Raw genomic sequence first — 21,546 nt, 5'->3', positions numbered from 1 at the left:
ATAAAGGATATTTTAAACTTAAGGATAATTATGGATGTTTTCTACTACTGGAAAGACTATAAGGACGATATCGAGAATGGTATGGTCGCCGTTTCTTCGACTACTCAACCATAATGAAGAAGCCTATTAAACTATTAAAAAATCTACATGAGCAGCACCAGTAATGGCTGTTAATTTCGATAAACCGCTGCAATGGAAAGCTGACATCGCCCGGTCTGTTGATATGTATAACGACTGGTTTATGCAATTTGCGCCGACCGCTTTCCGCTCAACCCGTATCCAGACGACTCAGGACGTTGAAGCGGCACTCGTGGCAACCGGAAACCTGACCGATATTAAACCAGCCCTTTTGCGTAAGTATCCAGAGATTCTTCCTACGCTGCGTATGTCAACATGTCCGCCAATTGCGGTAGATCGGCTCATTGGTTTGGCCAGGGTATCTCCCACATTTGTGAAAAGCATGGAACTCTACAAACGGCTTCCTATGCGTATGTCTGTTGCTGATGCAGATGCTCAGCTTGCCAAAGTAGCTGACATTATCGAACGGATGGCTGATCCTGATATTTTTGTATGGATCGGCAGGGGTACGCCAGCAACTGAAGTGGAAATTCACCGGGCTGCAACTATTGTTGCTGACAGGCTGTGTGGAGCGGTGGCAAATCCCATCATTCGCAACGCCCAGGAAAAACGCCAACTTGCAGGAATTAAGGCGTGGCTTGAGGCAAAAGGTTATCGTCAACTGCTAGGCGGGGAGGGGATCAAATTCAATGCCATGCAGCCCGGCACCTTCAGCTTTCGTATGAATGTGCCTGTGAAGCTTGAAGGTGGAATCCAATCGGTCAATATTCCGGTCGATGCTGTCATCATGCCGATCACAGGGCTGGTGGGGGAACTACCAATTTTCTTGGAAGCAAAGTCAGCAGGTGATTTTACGAATACCAACAAGCGGCGTAAGGAAGAGGCTGTGAAAATGTCGCAGTTACGCAGCACTTATGGCCCAGGAGTACGCTTCAATCTCTTTTTGTGTGGCTATTTCGATAGTGGCTATCTTGGTTATGAGGCTGCCGAGGGAATTGACTGGGTATGGGAACATCGCATTGATGACCTCGCACTATTTGGAATCTGAAAATGCGCCAATTAATCGAAGACCTTGAAATGCACCGAAGCGCCCTACAGGCTAGGCTTGATAGTCAAAAGACGTCAGCCGAGCGGAATCGCCTTGGTCAGTTTGCAACGCCGACACAACTTGCCCGCGATGTCCTGACCTACGGTCTTTCCTTGTTGCCGGAGACTATGCCCATTCGCTTTTTCGATCCAGCAATCGGTACAGGGTCGTTTTATTCCGCACTGAGGTCGACGTCGACAGGTCGACCTGTCAAATCAGCACAGGGCTTCGAAATTGATCCTCATTATGGTGAGCCGGCGCGCGCTCTCTGGCAAGGTACTCCGCTTGATATAAAGATTACTGATTTTACCCGACAGACAGCAGCCGCCGCTGACAGCAAAAAAGCCACGTTGCTAATCTGTAACCCGCCCTATGTACGACATCATCACCTCAATGGGGCTGAAAAAATCCGCCTTCAGAGCGCTGCTCTTGAAACTGCACATATTCGCCTCTCGGGGCTTTCCGGTCTTTATTGCTATTTCATGGCCCTGGCGCATTCGTGGATGAGCGAGGGCGGTGTGGCAGGGTGGTTGATACCGAGCGAATTCATGGACGTGAATTATGGCCGAATGCTCAAGCAATACTTGCTACGCGACGTGACATTGCTGCACATCCACCGTTTCGATCCCAATAACGTGCAGTTTGATGACGCCCTGGTTTCTTCTGCCGTCGTATGGTTTCGGAAGGAAAAGCCACCAGTAGATCATCACGTCATGTTTTCCTACGGGGGAACAATGCGGGCGCCGACACTCACCAGCAGAGTCAGCATTCACGATCTGCGCTGCTCAGATAAATGGACGAAATTCCCGAAATATGGCCCATCCATAGAGCATGAGGGCTACCGTCTCGCTGATTTATTTGCCATCAAGCGCGGTCTGGCTACGGGCAGCAATGATTTTTTTATTGTCGATGAAGCAAAAGCTAACAGCCTCAACTTGCCGTGGCGCTTCTTGCGGCCAGTCTTGCCTAGCACCCGCTATATAAAGGCCGACGAGATCAACGCTGATTCAGCCGGCGTTCCGCTGCTCGACAAACGCCTTTTTTTGATCGACTGCGACCGGCCAGAGGAAGAGATTGCCCGAGAGCAACCGGTCTTATGGGCATACTTACAAACAGGGGTTGAACGTGTTGCGCCACGTTATCTGTGCCGGTCGCGCCGTATCTGGTATGGGCAGGAGCGCCGGCCAGCGGCTCCTATCGTTTGTACCTATCTGGGCCGTAGTGACCATGAACGGCGGCCATTTCGGTTCCTGCTCAACAATTCGCAGGCCACAGCAACGAATGTCTATCTGATGCTTTATCCGCAACCTCTTCTGGCGAAGCAACTTATGCTTTGCCCGGGTGGTATGCGCTCGCTGTGGCAGGCGCTTAATTCAATCGAGCGCGACACGCTGCTTGGAAACGGCCGTGTCTATGGAGGAGGTCTGCACAAGCTTGAACCCAGAGAACTTGGCAATGTGCCCGCTGATTCACTGGCTGCTTTGGTCGGTTTGAAGCCGAAAGCATGGCAACTCGAATTAATCGGAAAAACCGCTACCTAGTAAAGAGCAGGCAGCCGTCGTGATGCACACACGGCGGCTGATTTGGGTCAGGAATTACCTAAATTGGACACTGGTTTAGTGACAGCAAGTTATTGTTCCAGCAGCCATCTGCGTATGTCCGCAAATAGGGAGCCTTACTAGCTTCACGGACAACCCCTATGTCGGACCTTTTGGAATTATGTGGATCAAGAACAAAAAACGTGTTGGTTTTCGCATCGATGCTTTCAATGACCTGTTCACGAGGCCATTTCCACGTACGACCATTTCCGAGGTGGGTAATGTGTTCGTGTGCACTTTGCAGGTTTGATTTGGTAATGCAGGTAACTTGAACGTCGGCCATGTAGTTTCCTTTTGAAGTGGAAGGTCTGTGATGAAGCTTTACCGCTTGCTGTCTGGGGTGGTCTGCACTGGTACCCAGGTGTGACCAGGTTGGGTGGTAGGAGGGAGGGGCTTATTATCTGGGACAGTCGCAAAGTTAGGCTGCTTGCCTCCCCTAGGACCTACTTGTTGAAAAATCCCGCCGTCATTGCCAGTACTACTTCCAGGTTTCATACCCATAGTTTTTTCTCCTTATTGGAGGTTGAAGGAATCGCCCCTTCCGAAAAGTTCGGTATAGACGCAAAAAGAATACTACCATATAGAAATTCGGTTGCCAAATAAAATAAATGCGTCTACTCTGAACTTATTTATTTATTGGGGGCGATAGAATGGCGTCGTTGCTGGGAGAGAAAATTCGTACTGAGAGAAAGCGTTTAAAACTAACGCTTGAGGAGCTTGCAGAAAAATCAGGCTCAAGTAAGAGCTACATATGGGAGTTAGAGAACCGGCCTGTTGTCAGGCCTTCAGCGGAAAAAATCGGCAAAATTGCGGAGGTGTTCGGAGTCACAGTTGAATTTCTTTTGGATGACGGGAAGCAGACATTGACAGAATCGGATGCTGATAAAGTGTTTTTCCGTAGAATCACTCAACTCGACCCGACCAAACGAGCCCAACTAGAAAAATTCTTAAAAGCGATAGATGATGAGTAATCCTCCAACGCCTGCCGCTTGGGGCATTCAATTGTCACAATTATGGTTGGAGTGCGGCCAGGGATTGCCTATTAGTGTAAGAGAGATTGCGCTCGAAGTAACCAAGACCAGATTTCCTGATGACCCTGTCGGGATTATCAAAGGGCATGGCGTTGCAGGTATCGATGGAATGCTATCTAAGCGGAAGTCGAAGGGTGACTGGTGCATTTCATATGATGAAGCTGTCACGGTTCCTGGGAGAATCAATTTCACCCTTGGGCATGAGTTTGGGCATTATCTGTTGCACCGTAAGACCAGAGAGGAAGGTTTTCAGTGCTGCCAGGCGGAAATGCTCGATTATGAAAGTGCGGAGTCAAGGAAATTTGAATCAGAAGCAAATAAATTTGCTTCTTATTTGCTGATGCCCGCAACAGATTTTAGAGATCAAGTTGAAGGACAAATTGTCACTTTAGATTTGCTAGGTCACTGTGCTGACCGTTATGGAACTTCATTTACGGCTACCGCATTAAAATGGGTTGAGCTTACCGATCAAGCTGCCTTGCTGGCGGTAGCCCGTGATGGGTTCATTTGCTGGTCTTATCCGAGCCGCCGCGCTCGTTTACTTCGTGCTTATCTGCCCTCGGGCACACCAGTGCCTCAATCATCACTTGATCGCCTGAACAGTGCCGTTGATATCAACCGGCGAAACCAAGGTTCTCGTGTTCACCCTGGTGTCTGGCATCCAGCATTAGAAGCTGAAGAATTCGTAATAATTTCTGATCATTTCGACATGGCCATTTTTCTGGTGCAGTTCCCATGTGCTGGAATGGTTGAACAAGCCGAAGAAAAAGATCGGGACGCATTTACATTTTTAGAAAATAGAGCCCAAGGGTTGAATTGGACAAGATGAGCGTTTTTACACGGTCTCGAGGCACAGCTCACGGAACTTGAAGGGGTCAAGTGCGAGAAAACCTGTTTAGAATATTTTCTCGCATTTCTCGCGCAGCCAATGATCATTTGGGGCCCTCTCACACAGGTTAAAGATGCTGTGATAGATGACCAATCAAAAATCAGATCCGTGTCTATTGAGAGGATTTTGGGGGGGGTAGACTATCTATCACTAGGGCTAGCTCTAGTGATGCTCAGGTTTGTTGAACCCCCGCGCTTTTCAGATCCTGCCAATGATATTAAGGCGCGACTCTGGGCACCCCTTTAAAACGTATCGTTATGCGTGCGATCCGCAGTCAGCACATGAAACCCGAAATGATCGTGCGCCAGCTTGTATGGTATGGGCTACCGCTACCGGTTGCACCGGCGGGATCTTCCAGGAAAACCAGATCTCGTTTTCTCATCCCGGAAAAAGGTAATTTTCGTTCACGGATGTTTCTGGACCCCTAGTGCAGCTTACATCTTTTCTACTTAAAAAAAGATGTAGTAAAACTAATCATTTGCAAATAGACACATGCTTCCAGCCTGTGGAAGAAAACGGGATTCTTTAATCATTTGACCAAAGTCGACTTGGTTTTGCGGCTGTTTCGAGTTTTAATTTCCCCCTGCAAGATTAGAAGTTTCTATATTTAACTTCAGTCTCACGTCAACCAAAAGGTTTTTCCAGCCACTTCTTTAAATCCTCGATTCCCTGTGAGAAAAAATCTTGTGTAACGTTGAATGGATCTTTGATGAACTTTCTGACGTCTCCGCCAATTTGTAGAAAGTCAAGAACATCTTCTCTCATCTTCGGAATCAACGCGTTCGGCCCCCCAAAGGGAGTACCTTTATAAACCTCACCCAGATCAACATGGGCCATAGCCATATTTCCAGTAAGTAAAATGAACGGAAGCATGGCAATACCCAGTGCTATGTCGCTAACTTTTTGGGCATCTCCAATCCAATCTGGCACGGCTTCTTTATCGCAAGCGTCTTCATGAGCCGCCGCGTTGTGCTTGCCGAGCTCTTTCATTTCCTTAATTTTTGCCAGCAACCTTACTAAGTTGATGGTTGCAATTCCATCCTGTATAGGATACTTCTCAGGATCGCGACCAGCTGCAATTTCCGAATCTATCAGTTTTTGAGTTTCCTCAATGCGAGGATCAAAAAATTCATCTACTTTTTGACGGATTGTGTCGCCATAGGCCGTACACTGCTTACTAGTGATGGTCATGATTTCCTCTTAATTTAGATGCTACCAGAGCCTCACACCCGGGATAGAAGGGGGAGGAAAAGTGGGAAGATCAATTTTAATGACTGGAATTATCTTCTTTGCGGCTTCGACAGCATCAGCGACGATGTTTTGTACAACATTAACGGGGTCACGGATAACAACTGCAACATCACCACTTATGCCTAACGCATTAAGTGCATCTTCACGTGCCTTGGGAATTAGTGCATTATCACCACCAAACGTACGTCCTTTGTAAACTTCCCCCAAGTCTATCTTGGCTGCAGCATATTGTTTTGTCATGATAACAAAAGGCAATAGCGCGACCGTCATTGCGTAGTCGGCAGTTTTCTGAGCATCCGACAGCCAGTCAGGAACTGCGGTGGAATCACAGGTCTCAACCCTACTGTCGGCTTCCTTGTACGCGAGATCCTTTGCAGCTATAGTTCGTCGGAGCAGTTCCTCATAGTCAATAGTCGCAATCCCCCCTTCAATATCGACCGCTTTCGGGTTCAAACCTTTATTAATCGCGTCCTGAATTAAATTCTTCGTCGCTTGAATTTGATGATCGTAAAATGCGTCTGCCTTTTGACGAATAGCATTTCCCCACTCCACGCACTGCTGTTTATAGATAGTTGCCATAGCCGCTCCTTAGAATTTGAGACCCAATGCCTCTAACGCTTTACGTATATCGTTGTTTGGCCCGAGCCCGTGGTTGATGTCGTCCCATGCATTTTTAAGTGCTTTCACAATATCGTTGTTATCGCCAGGGCCGTTTGCGATGTCATTCCATGCCGTGCGAAGTGCTTTAACAATCTCTCCGTTTGGCCCAAATGGCTCTTTCGAGTTAAGTTCCTTAATCAGTTGATCTAAGGCAATTAATACGAGGGCTGTGACGGGGTCGACATCAGTACAAGCGCCAGAATTGCAAATTACTCCAACAGAATCACCCATTTTGTTAATCTCCTAATAACGCTTATGTAAAAGACATTGTTATTTTTTGATCAAGTCCAAAGTTGCTGTAAATCCTCTTCAATTCAGTCAATCCATCAATCTTTTTATAGATGAGGCAATTATATTTATCAAGAAATTCTCACACCCTCTGCGCAGAGAACTAAAACCCGTTAGATTTGCGAGGGATGCTTAACAGGAAAAAGCACTATGGATATCCTATGCTCATGTATATATATCTCCATTATTGTAGTGAAGCTACCAAGGTGGTTAGTTCGCTGCATTCGCTTCAGACTAGGAAGGAGAGGGTGGCTGCATGTCGAGTATCCTGCTTCCAAAATGAAAACACTATGTAAGCCCATTCGCGAAGGCAATAAAAAATGATCCGATGTAGAAATAGGATTAGGCTAATAACTGCATTAGGGATGTTATCTACTATCGGAGGTTTTACCTACGCGAGCGAGCCATTGGTAAGCATTACCACAACTCCAAATACGGTGGAACTGTGTCCTGGAAAGCAAGCTGCGCAAGTTCTGGTTACTGTGCAAAATAAAGATGCTAAGCCCATACGCAACATATGCTTAAGGGCATTCACCAGCAGTTCAGCTAAACTAGATTTCGTGGTCGTGCCAGTGTCCCATTCTCACGATGAAGCGCCGCCAAATACCGGTGCATCAGAGCAGGGGAAATGTATTGGTGGAGTGGTGCTGCCCGAGTTGAAGCCTAACTCGATATTGTCGAGGCTGATGTCTTTTAATGTTACTAGCTACGTTCCAACGTCCACAGCTATCCTATGGGCTGACTACGAAGGAGGCGACCTATCGAAAGATGAAAATGAGATAGCAACAGGCTCTTTCTCTGTAACCACCTCAAAACTAAATCCCGAGTTATTCAAAGTCGAGGCAAAGGCGAACTTTGCTTCTTTGTATGAAGGACAAGACGGGAATGTATTGTTGATGATCACTAATGGGACTAATAACACGATTAAATTAAACGCCTCTACAGAGGTACAGGGCAATCCACTTTCCACTACAGTCATCCCGATCGAGGGTTCCTCGACAACAGTTTCAAAAACAATGTCAACGACAGATTCATCTCAAATAATTTCGACAATGGCCTCGACAACTGTTCCCCCTCACGGGGGGGTAGTAATCCCCTATAAAGTCACGGCAGATAAAAAAGTTAGCCCTGGCAAGTTTTTTGGTTTGATCCAAGTTGACGCGCAAACAGACTGTGGTCCTTCGATTCACCGGGTTGTCTCTTATGAGGTTACCCTTGGTGTCTTTGGAGAATCTGATCTGCTCAGATTCCTTAAGGTACCCACACTTTTGTTTCTCCCCGGCTTTCTAATATTGACGTTGTGGATGCTGCTTTGGCGGTTTAAGGTGTTTGGATGGCGGGTAAGTTTCTTAGCAAAACCTACTAGCACGGATGAGTTCATCATTAGTGGGGCCGACACCGAATTTTGGTTATTAGCAATCACCTTCTCTCTAATACTATTCTTCGCCTCAGACACAATGGCGATAGGCTACACAAAACCCTATAATCTTGAGGATATTGCTAAGGTATGGGGTGCATCGCTTGTCATTAGCCTTTTCCTCTATGTCACGCTTCTCGGCGTCGATCGGTGGCGTGTACGGCGAGCAGCAGAGAAGACTGCAAGGCTAACGCTTACTCCCAATGACGATGTGTTAACAGTTGTAGCGAAAATGCAGGCAAGATCATGGCCGAGAGAGAACTGTCGTCCTGTAAGGACGAAGGGGGGGAGTGCACCGGTGATTGAGGGATTTACGTTGTGGGAAGAAAAGCCAGAGGAGACTATTTGGGTAATTCCACAAATTGAGTGCGTCGCTTCCCCCGGCGCGCTGGGTGACTTTGACCCCAGCAAGAACGATCTTATCGTAACCGAGTTGTTGCGGGAGCTCAGAGAGATAACGACGAAGAAGCTCGCATTGGTGCAATGGGGAAAGAAATTTGGTCTCAACGGGCCCCGTCTAATGAATCTAACGGATCTGGAGGCTTCCAACGGAGAGATGGTTGTGGTGCGACTTGCATAGAAGATTGGGGTCGGCCCCTGAGGCCAGACCCCTGAGCCCCGACATATTCCCCGGAACTCCGGTCCATTTTTGGACGAAATCGCTATTATCGTAACACTCGTTTAAGGGAATTGACAAGTGGCGCCTCCAATCAAGCGATTTCGAATGTCCCTATTTTGGAATATATCTTTTCCCACCCTGCTTGAAGATACTATGCCTGTTGGGGCGCCCCTTGCCGCACTTGGTCATCTCCAGTCCTACGCTTCTATCTTTAATTCACTGATTGTCGAGCCTGAGAAAGCAGTGGAACCATCGGTGAGCGGAGCGCCCTTGTTGGAGTTGCCTTGGCCGCGGAAGGGAACACACTGGTTTTGGTCCCGCTACCTGAGGGCCAATCCCATCCGGAAAATTTCTGGTAGCTACGCCTTTGTTCGGTTGCTACCCTTCCGTCGCCATGGTTCGCCAGCATCTGGGTTAGGGGTAGCGCTTTCTGACGGAGTAACACCTGAGCATGTGCTAAGTGAGGCCTGGTTTCATCCACATATGGTGACCTTTGCCGTACACTTTACCGTCAGTGGTGAGTTCACTCTTGAGAAGATGTCGGACTTATGCCTCGAGCTACGTCAGGGACGTGTGCTAACAGAGCTTGGCGATGGTGCTTTATATAAGCTCGACGAAGTGGCTGCGAAGCATCTTGAAGCGCTTCTTCTCGAGGGGGTGGGTGAAAATACAGGCCCGCCAACTCCCGTCACTCCATTTAGCCTAGTAACAGTTCTAAATGGCGATGGCGGAGTGGATCAGGCCATTGTCGAAGGAGAACTTATACACCGCACCCTAGAGGCTGTCACTCAATGGGATCGCTGGAGGATGGGAGCGCTCGATGGGGGCCGAATCTCCAGTCGACTGTCTACGTCAGCCGCACCCCTGCTTTTTGGACATGCCCGGTCGCGTGTTGTTTGGGATCCGTACCGGTTTAGTACCAATGGTAGTGTGTCTCTCAGTTGCTATCATCGCAACCTTTTCGTTGGCACAATGCAGACCGAGGCTCTACTTTCCTTTGCACGAGTCGCGGAGGAGGAGGAAAAAGCGGGGAGGCGACCTAGGGCGATTCGTGATTGCGAAGACGCGGTGTTAAAGCATATTATCGCATTGCACAAAGGTGAGGATACAACCTACCGCTCTGCCTCCTTACGTCGCTTCATTGATGATCATGCCTTCCGTCGATCAGTGGATAATCTAGCACAGCGTATCAAGGGGGAGGAGCTCCCGGCACTTCCAGTACAGCTAGTTCCTGGTTCGCCAAATCCGCCTGCGATATCTTAGTCTAAGAGATCCTATTCAGGGTATTCAAGCCGTCTGTTTTCAAATTTTACCCAACTGATATTGCCGGATAATTGAATGCCTGTTTTGGGTTGTAGAACCTTCTAACTATTAAATCCTCTGGCGATTCGCCGCTGTTTCGGGGAATTTTCTCCCGCTTTCTTTGGCCAGATTATTACGTCATGCCGAGTCGCCATTATTCAAGCCGCTTGGGACGATGTGCCGTGGTCAAACCTTCGCAACCGTCAATTATACATTGATGGACGGTTAGCTAAATTATCAGAGGATATTTTCCATCCCAAAAGCTCCTTTTGCCGAAAAATCCGTTAGCCGAATTCGTATTCCTTACCCTTGATAACATATTTTATCATGGGTAAAATCACCTCATGAATTCCCTCGTTCCCCAACCGGAAAATCCGGCCACTTCCGATCTGCCCGTTGTAGCCGACCCCTCGATCCTCACCGCCCTGCAATTTCGCCAACTGAGCGATGTGCCGCCGGCGATCGAGTGGTTCGCCAATATCGATAATCCGCAAACGCGGCGCGCCTACGAAAACGACTTGCGCGGCTTCATGCAATTTGCCGGCATTGCCGGGCCGGAGGATTTCCGGATCGTGAGCCGCAGTCATGTGCTCGCCTGGCGCAAGAGTCTGGAAGCGCAGCAGCTCGGCGGCAGCACTATCCGCCGCAAACTGGCGGCCCTGTCGTCCCTGTTCGAGCATTTGTGCGAGTCCAATGCGGTCACGCACAATCCAGTCAAGGGGGTGAAACGTCCAGTGGTGGAATCGCAGCAGGGCAAAACCCCGGCGCTGGGCGATGCCCAGGCACGTGCCTTGTTGTGCGCGCCGGATGCCGCCACGCTCAAGGGCAAGCGCGACCGGGCGATTCTCTCCACGCTGCTCTACCATGGGATTAGGCGCGCGGAACTGGCAAAACTGAAGGTGAAGGACTACAGCCAGACGCGCCGTGGGGTGGCGCATCTGCGGTTGCATGGCAAAGGCGGCAAGATGCGCTTTGTGCCTACCCATCCCGGCACCTTGACCCTGATCGAAGAATACCTAGAGGCCGCGGGGCATGGGCAAAACCAGGATGCGCCGCTGTTCCGGCCGGTGAAGAACAATGTGCATGGGCACACCCTGACCGCGCTCACGCCGGACTCCATCTATTTCGAGGTGGTGCTGAAGTATCTGAACAAGCTGGGCATCTTTGGCGAGAACATGGGGCCGCACGTGATGCGGGCCACGGCCGCGACCAACGCGCTGGATAACGGGGCGGATATCGCCAAGGTGCAGGAGTGGCTGGGGCATGCGAACATTGCCACCACCCGGATCTATGACCACCGCAAGACCCGGCCGGAGGATAGTCCCACGTTTAAGGTGAGTTATTAAAGTGAAACTAGTGAGCGTGGTAGTGCTTTCTACGTCGCCCCATAAAACACATTAAGCCAAGGCCAGCCAGAAACATGGCGTAAGTTTGGGGCTCAGGACGGCCGAGATAAGGCCTCCAACTGTAATCCCATAATAATATTCGTAATCTGGCGTGGTGAAGGAAATATCGGTATAGGCCCTTCAACTGTAACAATCCATTCCCTTCTAACCCGGTTATGGAATTACCGTTCTGCGTTAGTGAGCCGCCGCCAAATCGCAATCTCTCAGATTACCTGCTGATAGATGTCTTTCATCTGGTCTACAATCCGCGGCCATAACCATTTCTCGCGTACTGTAACTGCGGCATTGGCACCCAAATGTTCACGAAATTCGGGATTCGCCACAAGCGTAAGCAGAGCGTCTGCAAGGGTTTCAACATTCTTTGGTAAAAAAAGCAGGCCCGTGTTTCCATGTTCCAATATTTCAGCTGGCCCACCTACGTTCGATGCCGCAATCGGAAGTCCATATAACATTCCTTCCAGCACAACCATACCAAAGGGCTCATACCAACTCGGCACTACAAGGATATCAACTTGCTCATACCATTTCCCAACTTCTATAGTGTTAAGCCAACCGGTAAATTGAATCTGCGTTCGGTAGGGGAATAGCTCGGCGGGTAACCAAGCGCGTTCAATGTCTGGACCGCTACCATAACCACCTACGAATACGAATTTTGTGTTCGGTGCGGTTTGCAGCACCATGGGAATTGCCCGGAATAATTCATGAATTCCTTTGCGGTCGACGAATCGTCCACTGTAGAGCACCAGAGGTGACTCGTTTCGCCTTTTTTTCCCAGCGGAATGTCTCGCTGCTGCAGAGTCGCTAATGCCGTTACCCACCACTCGTACATGGTCGAGCGCCGATGAGTAGCATTCCAGTAACAGAGACTTTTCGTCTTGCGTCAATGCTAGAACGCGATCTGCCCCCGCAATCAATGCCTGTTGGGTATGCCAAAGGTTAAGAATTTCAGGGGGCTCATTGCCGAATTCATATTCGGCCAGATTTAGCGAGTGAACGGTATAGACGACGGAAATACCTGTGGCTTGCTTAATTGCCTTTGCAACTGGCCATAGCTCAACCGGGTGAATATGAATAACATCCGGTTTACGGTCCTGGGCAAGTTTGATCGCAGCGATGGCGGCGCCAGTGTGGGAAACCTGAAAGATGTTAATGGACATCGTACGGCCTGCCAATGCTTCCTCTACAGATACCGCTACCGTCCAGGACGGAACCAAGTGGCCGTAGGACAATTGCCCGTCGTGCCGTATGAGTAACACATCTACTTCAATACCAGCTTGCGCCGAGGCGACGGTCAGACCACCGACGACCGTGCCTAGCCCACCCCATACTACGGGAGGATATTCCGAAGTAAGATGAAGAACGCGCATACCTCCTCTAAACTGTCAGGTTGATGTAACTCTTCTTCTGAAAAATACCTGACCCAGGCGTTAAAGCGCTTTGATCTGAATTTTGCGGAATGCTACTCGTCCAGTATGGTTTTGCAGACCGATAAAACTTGGGTTGCTCCCCGTGCTCGGCTGGCCCCGGGCTGGATCGGGGTTGTCGTACTCGGTGATTTTTACCCCATTGAGGAACACGATGTAATGCTGCCCTTGGGCATGAATCTCGAATTTATTCCATTCGCCCACTGGTTTTACCGGGAGGTTATTCGGATCGTTAGGTGGGGCAAAGCCATAGATCGCGCCGGTCTTGCTCAGAGGTGAACCATCGGGGCCTGCGAGTTGGTCGATCTGGATCTCGAAACCAAAATTAATAGCGACGTATGCGGTGTTGTTGTAATTTTTACTGTCAGGGTGTGGAAAGCGAATGAATACGCCGGAATTGTCATCCTCGCGCCAACGTAGCCATTCCAGTTTAAGCACGAAATCTTGAGGGGTCGGGTCGGTATGCCAGAACATGCCCAAGTCATTGCCGGGCACCGTTTCCAAGGCGCTATCCACAAGAAGGCGTCCGCCGGGAAAATTATTGGCTTGGTTATTGATTGTGGACAAGCGCCATTTGCCCAGGTTTACGCCGTCGAACAGCATGGTGTACCCGGCGTCTGGAGGAAATGGCTTAACGATAAAGTGGTCTGCCAGGCGCCGTGCTAAAGCGACCCCTGTGAGCATGGGATTGGGCGAGCCGACAGTGGGGAACAGAGCGGGTCCTGCGGCATAGGCATTTTCAACAGAGTGGAACCGTGCGTCGGCATTGGTGACGGAAGTATTCGGATCGTCGCCCATGCAGAGCGGTCCTGCCTCATGATGTGTGGTACCCATGCCATCGCGGCGTCCCCCTTCCCAGACAGGCTTATAGGGAACAATCTGGCTCAAGTCCGCCGTTGGCGCAACCGTCTGAGGACGATCAGGTGCAGTGAAGACGGTGAAGTTGTTTCCGCCAGCGAACACCTTGGCCACATCGTCGGAAGCCTTATCCATGGCATCCCACAGTTCGAAGTCGTTGTCACTGAGATTGTAGGTCACCAATGCACGCTGCATGCCCACTTCATCGGTTTCGTCATTTTTCAACGTGATGTTGCTGCCCGGATTCTGTTCCTGGGTTTCGCCGATTCCACGTATGGTGATGACTATCGTATGATCGTTTACCTGCTGCAGGGGCAGCATGCTGTCCAGGTCGGGAATTTTCTTGAAGAGTTCAGCCTCGGAGTCTGAGGTAAGTTTATCGAGGCCCGCCGCAGTGATCTGCAAGTGGAAATAGCCCTTGCCCGACCCATCAGAAAAGGTATGTCTGCCCTTCACGAACAGTGCGGACGCCTGCAGTGCCTTCACGGCTGGGTCGAGGCTGGACAACGAGGTGCGGGGAATGCTGATGGTGATGTTGGAGCGCAGGTGCGCCATCAGATTTGTGCCGATCCTGTCGTAATTCTTGATCCCCTGGAAGGAGAGCAGTGCAAGGCGAGCGCTTTCTATCGTACCCAGTGCGATAACAACGTTGGCGGTATCCGGCACGGGAATTGTCACACGCTGCTTTTGAACACTGGAGCCGTCGCCACAGATGGGCAGATAGGTTTCACATTCCACACCGGTCACGCGGCCAAGCCCATTCTGGACATTCGTGACAAGACGGATTACGCGACAGTGAGGCACCACCATGAATCGCTTCTTGACGTTATCCGGATAGCCTACAGCGTGCATCGATTCGGTGGCGGCCGCGCGCGACGCCTTGATTACCAGTGGCATGGAACTGAATTTGTTGAAAGGAAATAATCCCGAACCCTCACGGCTTTTGACCGCTAAGGGGGCCTCCAGCTTGAATTGCTCTTTCATTGCGGCAGGTATGCCCGGGGGTAGATCCAGGTGCAAAGGCAGTTTCGCTGGCTTGATAGCGTCGGGGACCTTGTTAGCCTTGATGCCGTCAAACAGCTGCTTGCGTAACGCATCATGCATCGGGCCACTTATAAAATCATTGGTCTGATCAGTGCCGATTTGTTGCGCAGCCTCCGCAAAATACTTGTCATTCAAGTCCGTCACAACGCTGTCCGGCCACCGATCGCGTGGCATTTCCGTATCGGTATCGGTATCCAGTAATCGTGGAGACCAGCCGCCAAAATAGAGCGAGCGCCCTCCCAGACAGTAGGCCAATCCGGGAAAGCCCTGCGGCACTTTTGCAGGATCTGCGCGCCAAGGCAGTCCCCAGACCTCGGCACGAAGCTCGAAGGGATCGTTTTCAGTAGGAGGCGGCACCCCAATGCCAATAGGGGGATAATTTTGCACATGCTCAGTGAGCAGCAGCGAGCCGGCGTCCAGTACCAGGATGCGATGACTGTGAGTCTGGTCACTTGAAAATAAATGCTGCGCGAACGTCGGGCCGAAACTGCCGCCCCCAATCACAATCACATCAAAGGGCTTGGCGTCACTAGTCGGGGAGCCATCCGGCCGCTGCCCATTTTTATCGGTGCTGTTCAACGCTTCATCCATTCCATTGCTGATGTAGCGGCCCAGTACATCTTTGGTAAAGTCGGTGGTTTGGGGTTTGCTGGTAGTCATATCGAAATCTCCTCGTTTCAGATCAGGGGTATTTCACCGCAGTCGATGAAATGGGAAAACAAGCTAAAGTGTTCATTATTTAAAAACGGAAAATACCGGCTAAGAACGTCGTGTCACGGATTCTCAGCACGGCCCGCTCTTAAGTCCACTATCCGCTGGTTCACGGAGCTGTGTTCAGCTTTGCCTCATCGATGGATTCAGATGAGCGCAACCAAATATGTCCAGCATCAGCTTCCCCTGGAAAGGCTACATCGCGAACAACAGGCACCTGAACTACCGTGCAGCAGGAGGGACTCCTTCCCACGCTCTGTGGCGTGTCCGCTGGGATCGATCGTCCGCAGACCACAAGCAGCAACCGGCCTGTGAAGCGGGAATATTTATTTATAGTTGAGAAAAAGGGAAAGGTAAGAATTTTATGTCTTGTATTTCAGGGGAATTTGCCAGCCGCGGATTCGATCTGATTTCAGGATTTCAGCTTGTCCCGATTTTTCCCACGTTGATCCTCGAATCCACAGCAGTAGATGATAGCCGGCTTGTTGTTCTGGACTCCATCGCTATTTGCCCACAAGGAGCCCTCCCGGCATTTGCCTTTGACCTGTCGCGCTGCGTTTCCCGCAATTGATATAGGTTCCTAAAACCCTTTACCCCGCTCCTAATGATGCATGGCGCAGCTGGTTGGGTCTGTGATAGTAGAAGTACTGCGTTGTACAGCATGTCGATGATCCAAGATCGGGACGGCCAAGATGAAGTGAGGGAAAAGAAACAATACTGGATCACGTTTAATACTGCTCAGGTGGATTTGCTTGTTGGCACCAGATAGATAACTGAAGAACTCGTTGCGCTCGGGGATCGCCATTTGCATGGCGCCAACACTTTTACTCAGAAGCGCATAATTGACCCCCTGCAATAAATTTATTTTCCACGTATTGTTTTAGGAGGTACAAAATGCCGCATTCTCTTTTCCTGCAACATTCCATACTGGCTGCTGCGCTGGTCTTTGGTTTGGCAAGTGCGCATGCAGCTGAAACGTCCTCCGCTCTGGATACCGCCAGGATTGAACAATTAACTGGCTTAAAAGGTAAATTTTCTCAAGAAGAAAATGTCTTCAAGATTTCCAAGCCGCGTACCGAAGTCAAAATTCAAGTTGATAGATGGGTAATGCCCCCCTTCATGGGATTGACTTCCTGGGCAGCTTTTACGCCCGCTCAGAATGGGCTAGTCATGATGATGGGCGACACGGTGCTGTTCGAGGATGAAGTAAACCCGGTCATAAGCGCCGCGTTCGATGCAGATCTTGAAGTTACGGCATTGCACAACCATTTTTTCTTTGAGCAGCCGAAAGTATATTTTATGCACATAGGCGGCACGGGCACCGCGGCACAACTCGCTGCCGGCGTAAAAAAGATTTATGACAAAGTGAGCGAAATCAGGGCAGCAAATCCGACCCCTACTGCAGGGTTTTCCAAAACTATTGCCGGGGAAAACAAGATTACCGCAGGGCCACTGGAAACAATTTTTGGCATGAAAGGAGAAGCAAATAACGGCATGTTCAAGGTCACGATAGGCCGCGACGCTACCGTACATGGCGTAAAGATCGGCAAGCAAATGGGAGTGAATACGTGGGCAGCATTTGCCGGTACTGATACGCTGGCAGTCGTTGACGGCGATTTTGCAGTGCTCGAAGACGAGCTGCAGTCTGTTCTAAGGATTCTCCGGGCAGGCGATATCAATATTGTTGCAATCCATCAGCATATGGCACATGAGCAGCCCCGTTACCTGTTCCTGCATTATTGGGGGAAGGGCGGGGCGGGGGATTTAGCGAAAACCGTCAAAAACGCGCTGGATTTTCAGGCGAGTGCCCGCCAATAGATTCGCGGATTTCCCGGAATTCCTGGCTTTTCCGACAAACCGGACAATCGCGCGCGGGGTCGCGCCAAGGGGTTCATCTCTTACATCGCTAGTCCTCCTGTGGAGTAAACGCGTCTTCTTCGTCGGACCCGCTACATCGACACAAAGCTCACCGCAAAACCTGCAAACGCAGCGCCAGCGACGACGAGTGGGATAATCAGCTTAGACTTGAAATAAAAAAGTGTGGCAAGCGCTACAGCAAAGACGATCACGGTTGTGATGTTCACAAGACTGACTACCATCAGGGCGATGGTCGTCCCCGCGATCAGACCGACGACGCCCGCCGTGACGCCTTCGAGGAACTCACGTACGCGCGGTTCGCTGACCAGCTTCTCCAGAGGATCGTGCGCGAGGAGCGTGAAGGCAAAGGCGGGCAGGAAGATCCCTGCCGTCAGCATGACCGCCCCCTCAGCTTCGCCGCCCAGGTAGCCAACAAACGTCGCAAAGATAATCAGCGGTGCGGGCAGCAAACCGGATAGCGCAAGGCCATCGAGGAACTGGGTGTTCGTCATCCAGGCGCCGTCGGCAACAGCATCCTCCTGCAGGAACGGTATAACGGTGTAGGCACCGCCAAACGTGAGCATCCCTGCTTTTAGTCCCGAGATGAACAACTCCCATAGCGACCGCTGGGCCTCGCCTTGGCCCTGCTGAACTGCCGCCCCACCCATGCCAGCAAGATGGAAGCCGTTGAAAGCAAACCAGCTGATCACTCCAACGGCGCACAGGACCGTCAAAGAGGTGGCAAGCGACGTCCTATCCTGCTTCGCCAGCACGTAAGCGGCGCCTCCTGCAAATAACGTGATCGCGAAGTGAACGCCTGTGAGCTGAGCAGCCGTCGCAATGATGGCGATGATCCATAGCCATCGATCGACCAACACGTGACCGCCGATGCGATGGACCGCGCGCACGATGAGCGCTGCGACAGCCGCCTGCACGACTGCAAACATGGTTGCAAAAGTGCCCGTTGTCTGTAGTCCATAGCGAACGTACAGCCATGAAAGGCTCATCATGAGCATGAAGCCAGGCAGCATGAAGCCTAGTCCTGCCAGAATGCCACCGATGCGCCCGCGCGCCAGCATGCCGAAGTACACGCACAACTCGTGCGCCTCGGGACCTGGCAGCACCTGATACATCGCTAGCACCCGATTGAAGTGCTGTGGACTCACCCATTTCTCTTCCGCGACCAGCTCGTGCTGGATCATCGCGATCTGCGCAACGGGCCCGCCCCACGCCAGTGAGCCGAACTTTAAAAAGCGCAAAAAGAGACGGCCAAGCGGCTGGTGTGGTACGCGCACTGTGCTCTCATTCGGTTCAGTCATCTGTTTTCCGGGGCCGGGAAGGATCGCGCTGTAATTCAATGCATGCAAGAAAGGCTGAAATCCAGCGCTTCTTTTCCACCAGATCGTGATTCATGACTGCAATCTGTCCGGCTGGCCAGCCGAAAGCGAACCCAAACTTCAGCGAATAAAGGGCCGCTTGTGCTAGTGAAGTGGATGTGGGTGATGCGGGGAGCTGTGGGGTTTTGTTATTGTTACTTGGGAAGTCCATAGGCTCTCCTCTGCAGGGTAATCCCCTAAGATTGGAGCAGGCCTTGGACGCAAGCGTCTAGAATAGGGAGGCTGCTAAATCCCCAAATTTTGTGACCTAATGTTAATTTTTATCGTGACAAAAAACAAGCGCAAACTAAAAAACGAAACAGCAATAACGAGAGTTTCGATGATAAAACGAAGAACAAGGTGTATACGAATACACATCTCCTTTCTCAACCCTTATGCTGTTACCTAGGTTAGGGGCTAAAAGTAGGCTTATGCTTTATTACGTGCTCAAAGTTTTTATCTCCGCTATCGTAATCGTAGCTATCTCGGAAATTGCAAAGCGAAGCACAGGATTTGCTGCACTCGTCGCATCGCTGCCGCTCACATCGCTGCCGCTCACATCGCTGCTGGCGTTTATTTGGCTGCACCTTGAGGGGACCGCGCCATTGCAGATTGCAGACCTGTCAAAGCAAATTTTTTGGTTGGTGTTACCTTCACTCCTATTGTTCTTGCTGTTGCCCATATTGCTTAAGCAGGGCGTGGGTTTCTGGCTTAGCCTCGGTCTGTCTGCTGCCGCTACCATGGGCTGTTATTTTGCTTTCTTTTTTATTCTCCGACGGATTGAGGCGGGACTATAACCCTCTTACCTGCGGTCAAGAACGCGGTGCCCACGTACGCGCCTTTTATTTATTTGCCGGAAAAATTTGCCGCTATAAAATTACCAGGCGCTGTAAAAAACATATAAAGCTTTGCTTTCGACTTGTCGGCAACAGCCGGGTTGGTGAACGTGACTAGCCATTCTTTACCTTTTTTCCCATCTACCAACTCAATCTTGTCCTGCTCAACCCTCTCCCAGGACGGATCGATCTTGCCGCCCATAATTAAAAGTTCCTTACGCTCAAATGCGCAGCTAGAAACAGTTTCCTCCGGAGCCACTTTTTTGCCATGAAAGTGACAGCTGCTGCTCTCTCCCGCCACCGCCGCGCCAGACCCGATTATCCCGGCGCTCAAGATCGTTGCTATCAATAGTTTCTTCATTACATTATTCCTCTGGGGATAGTAAATTAAAGGCTTTCGCGTCCCGTATCGGTACTTTCCTCCACTTCCAGATCCTCGTGCGCATGCCTGTGTTCCTGGTCTGGGAAGCGGAAACCATCAGGGTCGGAATCATGCTGATACCCGTGCAATTGCATAAACAGCAAGAGTACGCCGGCATAAACGAGAGCTTGGTTGGACGCAAAGCTGAATCGTTGAAAAGAGGGTCTATGTCTCCATAGTGAGAGTACAGCCACCATAACCATCAAAGCGACGATCTGCCCAATTTCCACGCCAAGGTTAAAACTCAATATTCGTAAAAGAATACTTGTATTGTCGTCACCAAGTGGCAGCTGCTGGAGGCGGGTTGAGAGGCCAAAGCCGTGTAGTAAGCCAAACAGAAACACAGCGCCCAACAGGTTGGGAGATTTCATATCCAGGTACTTCTGAAAACCGCCGTTATTGTCGAAGCCCTTGTAGATCACGCTAAGTGCAATAATCGCATCGATCAGAAAGTAGTTCCAGGTAATCTGATAGAAGGTTGCAAAAATTAAGGTAATACAGTGTCCGACTGTGAAGGCTGTGACAAACTTGGCAATATCCTTGAAGCTGGTCAGAAAAAACACTACTCCAAATAGGAACAGTAAATGATCGTATCCAGTCAACATATGCGTTGCACCAAGCCACATATATTGCAGGTAGCCTCCATTTAGCATCCGCAGTTTATCCTCCTCGGAAATACCATGGGCTATGGCCACTATCGGCGCCAACAAAATCAGCAAAACGAAAAGTTGCGGTAAGGAAATACGGCGTATCAGATGGGAACTGAACAATGCTTTAATTCATCTTCTGTCAAAGCCCCTGCTAAATCAGGGTTATTTTATCGAACTAACTCGTCGCACTCAGTGCTGCATGTGATGAGAATGCCCTTTGCTACTATCTGCCTGAGGCTTGGCACTATTGGCTTTCTTGGAGGGCTTGGCTTTGGGCTTGAGTGGGGTGAAGCTAGCAGCGTGCGCTCCCTGTTCTGGTAGCTCAACGAATACGGTAATGACCGTCTCGGACGTGATAGAAAAATCTCCGCTTCCCTTAAGTACATTATCACCAGCCTGTTCCAGTTTAACCGATGTTTTAGTCTTGGTCCTGTCGGTTTGAATGGTTGCCTTGCCTGAGCCACCGTTGACGCTGAGTTCGGTATCGGCATGATCCATCACATACACCACGATCTCTTTATCCTTAGCAATCAACTCCAAGTGATAAGGCCCCGCCATGCGCATTTGACCGCCGTGGGGCGATTGTTTGGAATCGAAATATTCTTCGTTATGAGCGCCAGCACAGAGCGACATGCTAGCCAATGCAGCGCTGATGAGAAGGGTGGTGACTCGCCGTATATTCATTTAATTTCTCGTCATTGTGACTTTGGTTATGAAAGAAAAGACGTTTTAGACCGGGTCTT

The 21,546-nt window shown here is 50.2% G+C and carries 21 protein-coding genes and 1 pseudogene; 10 read left to right on the top strand and 12 right to left on the bottom strand.

Annotation, left to right across the window (positions count from 1 at the left end; all coding sequences use genetic code 11):
• The first annotated feature begins 163 nt into the window (after nt 1-163).
• Both BUA28_RS13430 and BUA28_RS13425 read left to right on the top strand, forming a co-directional pair.
• Nucleotides 164-1,126, top strand: coding sequence for a XamI family restriction endonuclease (locus BUA28_RS13430; RefSeq protein WP_072768629.1), 963 nt, complete (start codon nt 164-166; stop codon nt 1,124-1,126).
• 2 nt (nt 1,127-1,128) lie between these two features.
• Complete coding sequence (locus BUA28_RS13425; protein WP_072768628.1) at nt 1,129-2,706, top strand: Eco57I restriction-modification methylase domain-containing protein; 1,578 nt, start codon at nt 1,129-1,131, stop codon at nt 2,704-2,706.
• 58 nt (nt 2,707-2,764) lie between these two features.
• On the opposite strand, the gene BUA28_RS13420 is transcribed toward BUA28_RS13425, so the two are convergent.
• Entirely contained in the window at nt 2,765-3,046 is a 282-nt protein-coding gene (locus BUA28_RS13420) for a DUF3892 domain-containing protein (RefSeq protein WP_072768627.1), read from the bottom strand.
• A 367-nt stretch (nt 3,047-3,413) separates the two neighbouring features.
• On the opposite strand from BUA28_RS13420, the gene BUA28_RS13410 reads away from it, so the two are divergent.
• From BUA28_RS13410 to BUA28_RS13395, 3 genes are all read left to right on the top strand, one after another.
• A complete protein-coding gene (locus BUA28_RS13410; protein WP_072768625.1) occupies nt 3,414-3,734 on the top strand; it encodes a helix-turn-helix domain-containing protein in 321 nt (106 codons plus the stop codon).
• Nucleotides 3,724-4,623: an ImmA/IrrE family metallo-endopeptidase gene (locus tag BUA28_RS13405; RefSeq protein WP_256598330.1), complete on the top strand. Its 900-nt coding sequence runs from the start codon at nt 3,724-3,726 to the stop codon at nt 4,621-4,623. The genes BUA28_RS13410 and BUA28_RS13405 overlap by 11 nt, the downstream gene beginning before the upstream one ends.
• 378 nt (nt 4,624-5,001) lie before the next feature.
• Nucleotides 5,002-5,136: a very short patch repair endonuclease gene (locus BUA28_RS13395; protein WP_256598329.1), complete on the top strand. Its 135-nt coding sequence runs from the start codon at nt 5,002-5,004 to the stop codon at nt 5,134-5,136.
• A gap of 171 nt (nt 5,137-5,307) precedes the next feature.
• On the opposite strand, the gene BUA28_RS13390 is transcribed toward BUA28_RS13395, so the two are convergent.
• The 3 genes from BUA28_RS13390 to BUA28_RS13380 are packed head-to-tail and all read right to left on the bottom strand — an operon-like array spanning nt 5,308 to nt 6,825.
• On the bottom strand, nt 5,308-5,874 hold the full coding sequence (locus BUA28_RS13390) for a hypothetical protein (protein ID WP_072768622.1): 567 nt from the start codon (nt 5,872-5,874) through the stop codon (nt 5,308-5,310).
• A 21-nt stretch (nt 5,875-5,895) separates the two neighbouring features.
• Nucleotides 5,896-6,513: a hypothetical protein gene (locus tag BUA28_RS13385; protein ID WP_072768621.1), complete on the bottom strand. Its 618-nt coding sequence runs from the start codon at nt 6,511-6,513 to the stop codon at nt 5,896-5,898.
• A 9-nt stretch (nt 6,514-6,522) separates the two neighbouring features.
• Entirely contained in the window at nt 6,523-6,825 is a 303-nt protein-coding gene (locus BUA28_RS13380; RefSeq protein WP_072768620.1) for a hypothetical protein, read from the bottom strand.
• A 422-nt stretch (nt 6,826-7,247) separates the two neighbouring features.
• Here BUA28_RS13380 and BUA28_RS13375 point away from each other — a divergent pair, with 422 nt between their 5' ends.
• From BUA28_RS13375 to BUA28_RS13365, 3 genes are all read left to right on the top strand, one after another.
• On the top strand, nt 7,248-8,879 hold the full coding sequence (locus BUA28_RS13375; protein WP_143148527.1) for a hypothetical protein: 1,632 nt from the start codon (nt 7,248-7,250) through the stop codon (nt 8,877-8,879).
• A gap of 144 nt (nt 8,880-9,023) precedes the next feature.
• Entirely contained in the window at nt 9,024-10,181 is a 1,158-nt protein-coding gene (locus tag BUA28_RS13370; RefSeq protein ID WP_143148526.1) for a hypothetical protein, read from the top strand.
• Nucleotides 10,182-10,564: 383 nt separating this feature from the next.
• The gene (locus BUA28_RS13365; protein WP_083570025.1) at nt 10,565-11,566 is read left to right on the top strand and encodes a tyrosine-type recombinase/integrase; all 1,002 of its coding nucleotides are present in this window, start codon (nt 10,565-10,567) and stop codon (nt 11,564-11,566) included.
• A 7-nt stretch (nt 11,567-11,573) separates the two neighbouring features.
• On the opposite strand, the gene BUA28_RS16325 is transcribed toward BUA28_RS13365, so the two are convergent.
• The 3 genes from BUA28_RS16325 to BUA28_RS13350 all read right to left on the bottom strand — a co-directional run bounded on the left by BUA28_RS16325 (nt 11,574) and on the right by BUA28_RS13350 (nt 15,612).
• Nucleotides 11,574-11,750, bottom strand: a complete 177-nt coding sequence (locus BUA28_RS16325; protein WP_256598332.1) for a PEP-CTERM sorting domain-containing protein — start codon at nt 11,748-11,750, stop codon at nt 11,574-11,576.
• A gap of 79 nt (nt 11,751-11,829) precedes the next feature.
• Nucleotides 11,830-12,993 (bottom strand): glycosyltransferase family 4 protein, encoded by a 1,164-nt coding sequence (locus BUA28_RS13355; protein ID WP_072768616.1) that lies wholly within the window; start codon nt 12,991-12,993, stop codon nt 11,830-11,832.
• Nucleotides 12,994-13,053: 60 nt separating this feature from the next.
• A complete protein-coding gene (locus tag BUA28_RS13350) occupies nt 13,054-15,612 on the bottom strand; it encodes a 3-keto-alpha-glucoside-1,2-lyase-like domain-containing protein (RefSeq protein WP_072768615.1) in 2,559 nt (852 codons plus the stop codon).
• Between the two features lie 945 nt (nt 15,613-16,557).
• Here BUA28_RS13350 and BUA28_RS13335 point away from each other — a divergent pair.
• Nucleotides 16,558-17,481, top strand: coding sequence for a DUF1259 domain-containing protein (locus BUA28_RS13335; protein WP_072768612.1), 924 nt, complete (start codon nt 16,558-16,560; stop codon nt 17,479-17,481).
• Nucleotides 17,482-17,612: 131 nt separating this feature from the next.
• Here the strand turns inward: BUA28_RS13335 and chrA are convergent, their stop codons facing one another.
• Both chrA and BUA28_RS13325 read right to left on the bottom strand, forming a co-directional pair.
• A complete protein-coding gene (chrA, locus tag BUA28_RS13330; RefSeq protein WP_072768611.1) occupies nt 17,613-18,839 on the bottom strand; it encodes a chromate efflux transporter in 1,227 nt (408 codons plus the stop codon).
• Between the two features lie 27 nt (nt 18,840-18,866).
• Nucleotides 18,867-19,068 (bottom strand): annotated as a pseudogene (locus tag BUA28_RS13325) (chromate transporter); the annotation flags it as partial.
• Nucleotides 19,069-19,327: 259 nt separating this feature from the next.
• Here BUA28_RS13325 and BUA28_RS13320 point away from each other — a divergent pair.
• Nucleotides 19,328-19,693, top strand: coding sequence for a DUF3147 family protein (locus tag BUA28_RS13320; RefSeq protein ID WP_072768609.1), 366 nt, complete (start codon nt 19,328-19,330; stop codon nt 19,691-19,693).
• A gap of 49 nt (nt 19,694-19,742) precedes the next feature.
• Here BUA28_RS13320 and BUA28_RS13315 read toward each other — a convergent pair whose 3' ends face one another.
• The 3 genes from BUA28_RS13315 to BUA28_RS13305 form a co-directional block, all read right to left on the bottom strand.
• Nucleotides 19,743-20,093 (bottom strand): DUF6488 family protein, encoded by a 351-nt coding sequence (locus tag BUA28_RS13315; RefSeq protein ID WP_072768608.1) that lies wholly within the window; start codon nt 20,091-20,093, stop codon nt 19,743-19,745.
• A 26-nt stretch (nt 20,094-20,119) separates the two neighbouring features.
• Nucleotides 20,120-20,860: a HupE/UreJ family protein gene (locus BUA28_RS13310; protein ID WP_371915223.1), complete on the bottom strand. Its 741-nt coding sequence runs from the start codon at nt 20,858-20,860 to the stop codon at nt 20,120-20,122.
• 132 nt (nt 20,861-20,992) lie between these two features.
• Nucleotides 20,993-21,487, bottom strand: a complete 495-nt coding sequence (locus BUA28_RS13305) for a hypothetical protein (protein WP_072768607.1) — start codon at nt 21,485-21,487, stop codon at nt 20,993-20,995.
• Nucleotides 21,488-21,546: the final 59 nt, after the last annotated feature.

Origin of the sequence: Nitrosospira sp. Nsp11, assembly GCF_900142705.1 — a bacterium.
Lineage (GTDB): Bacteria > Pseudomonadota > Gammaproteobacteria > Burkholderiales > Nitrosomonadaceae > Nitrosospira.
This window is presented reverse-complemented; position numbering and strand designations above follow the sequence as displayed.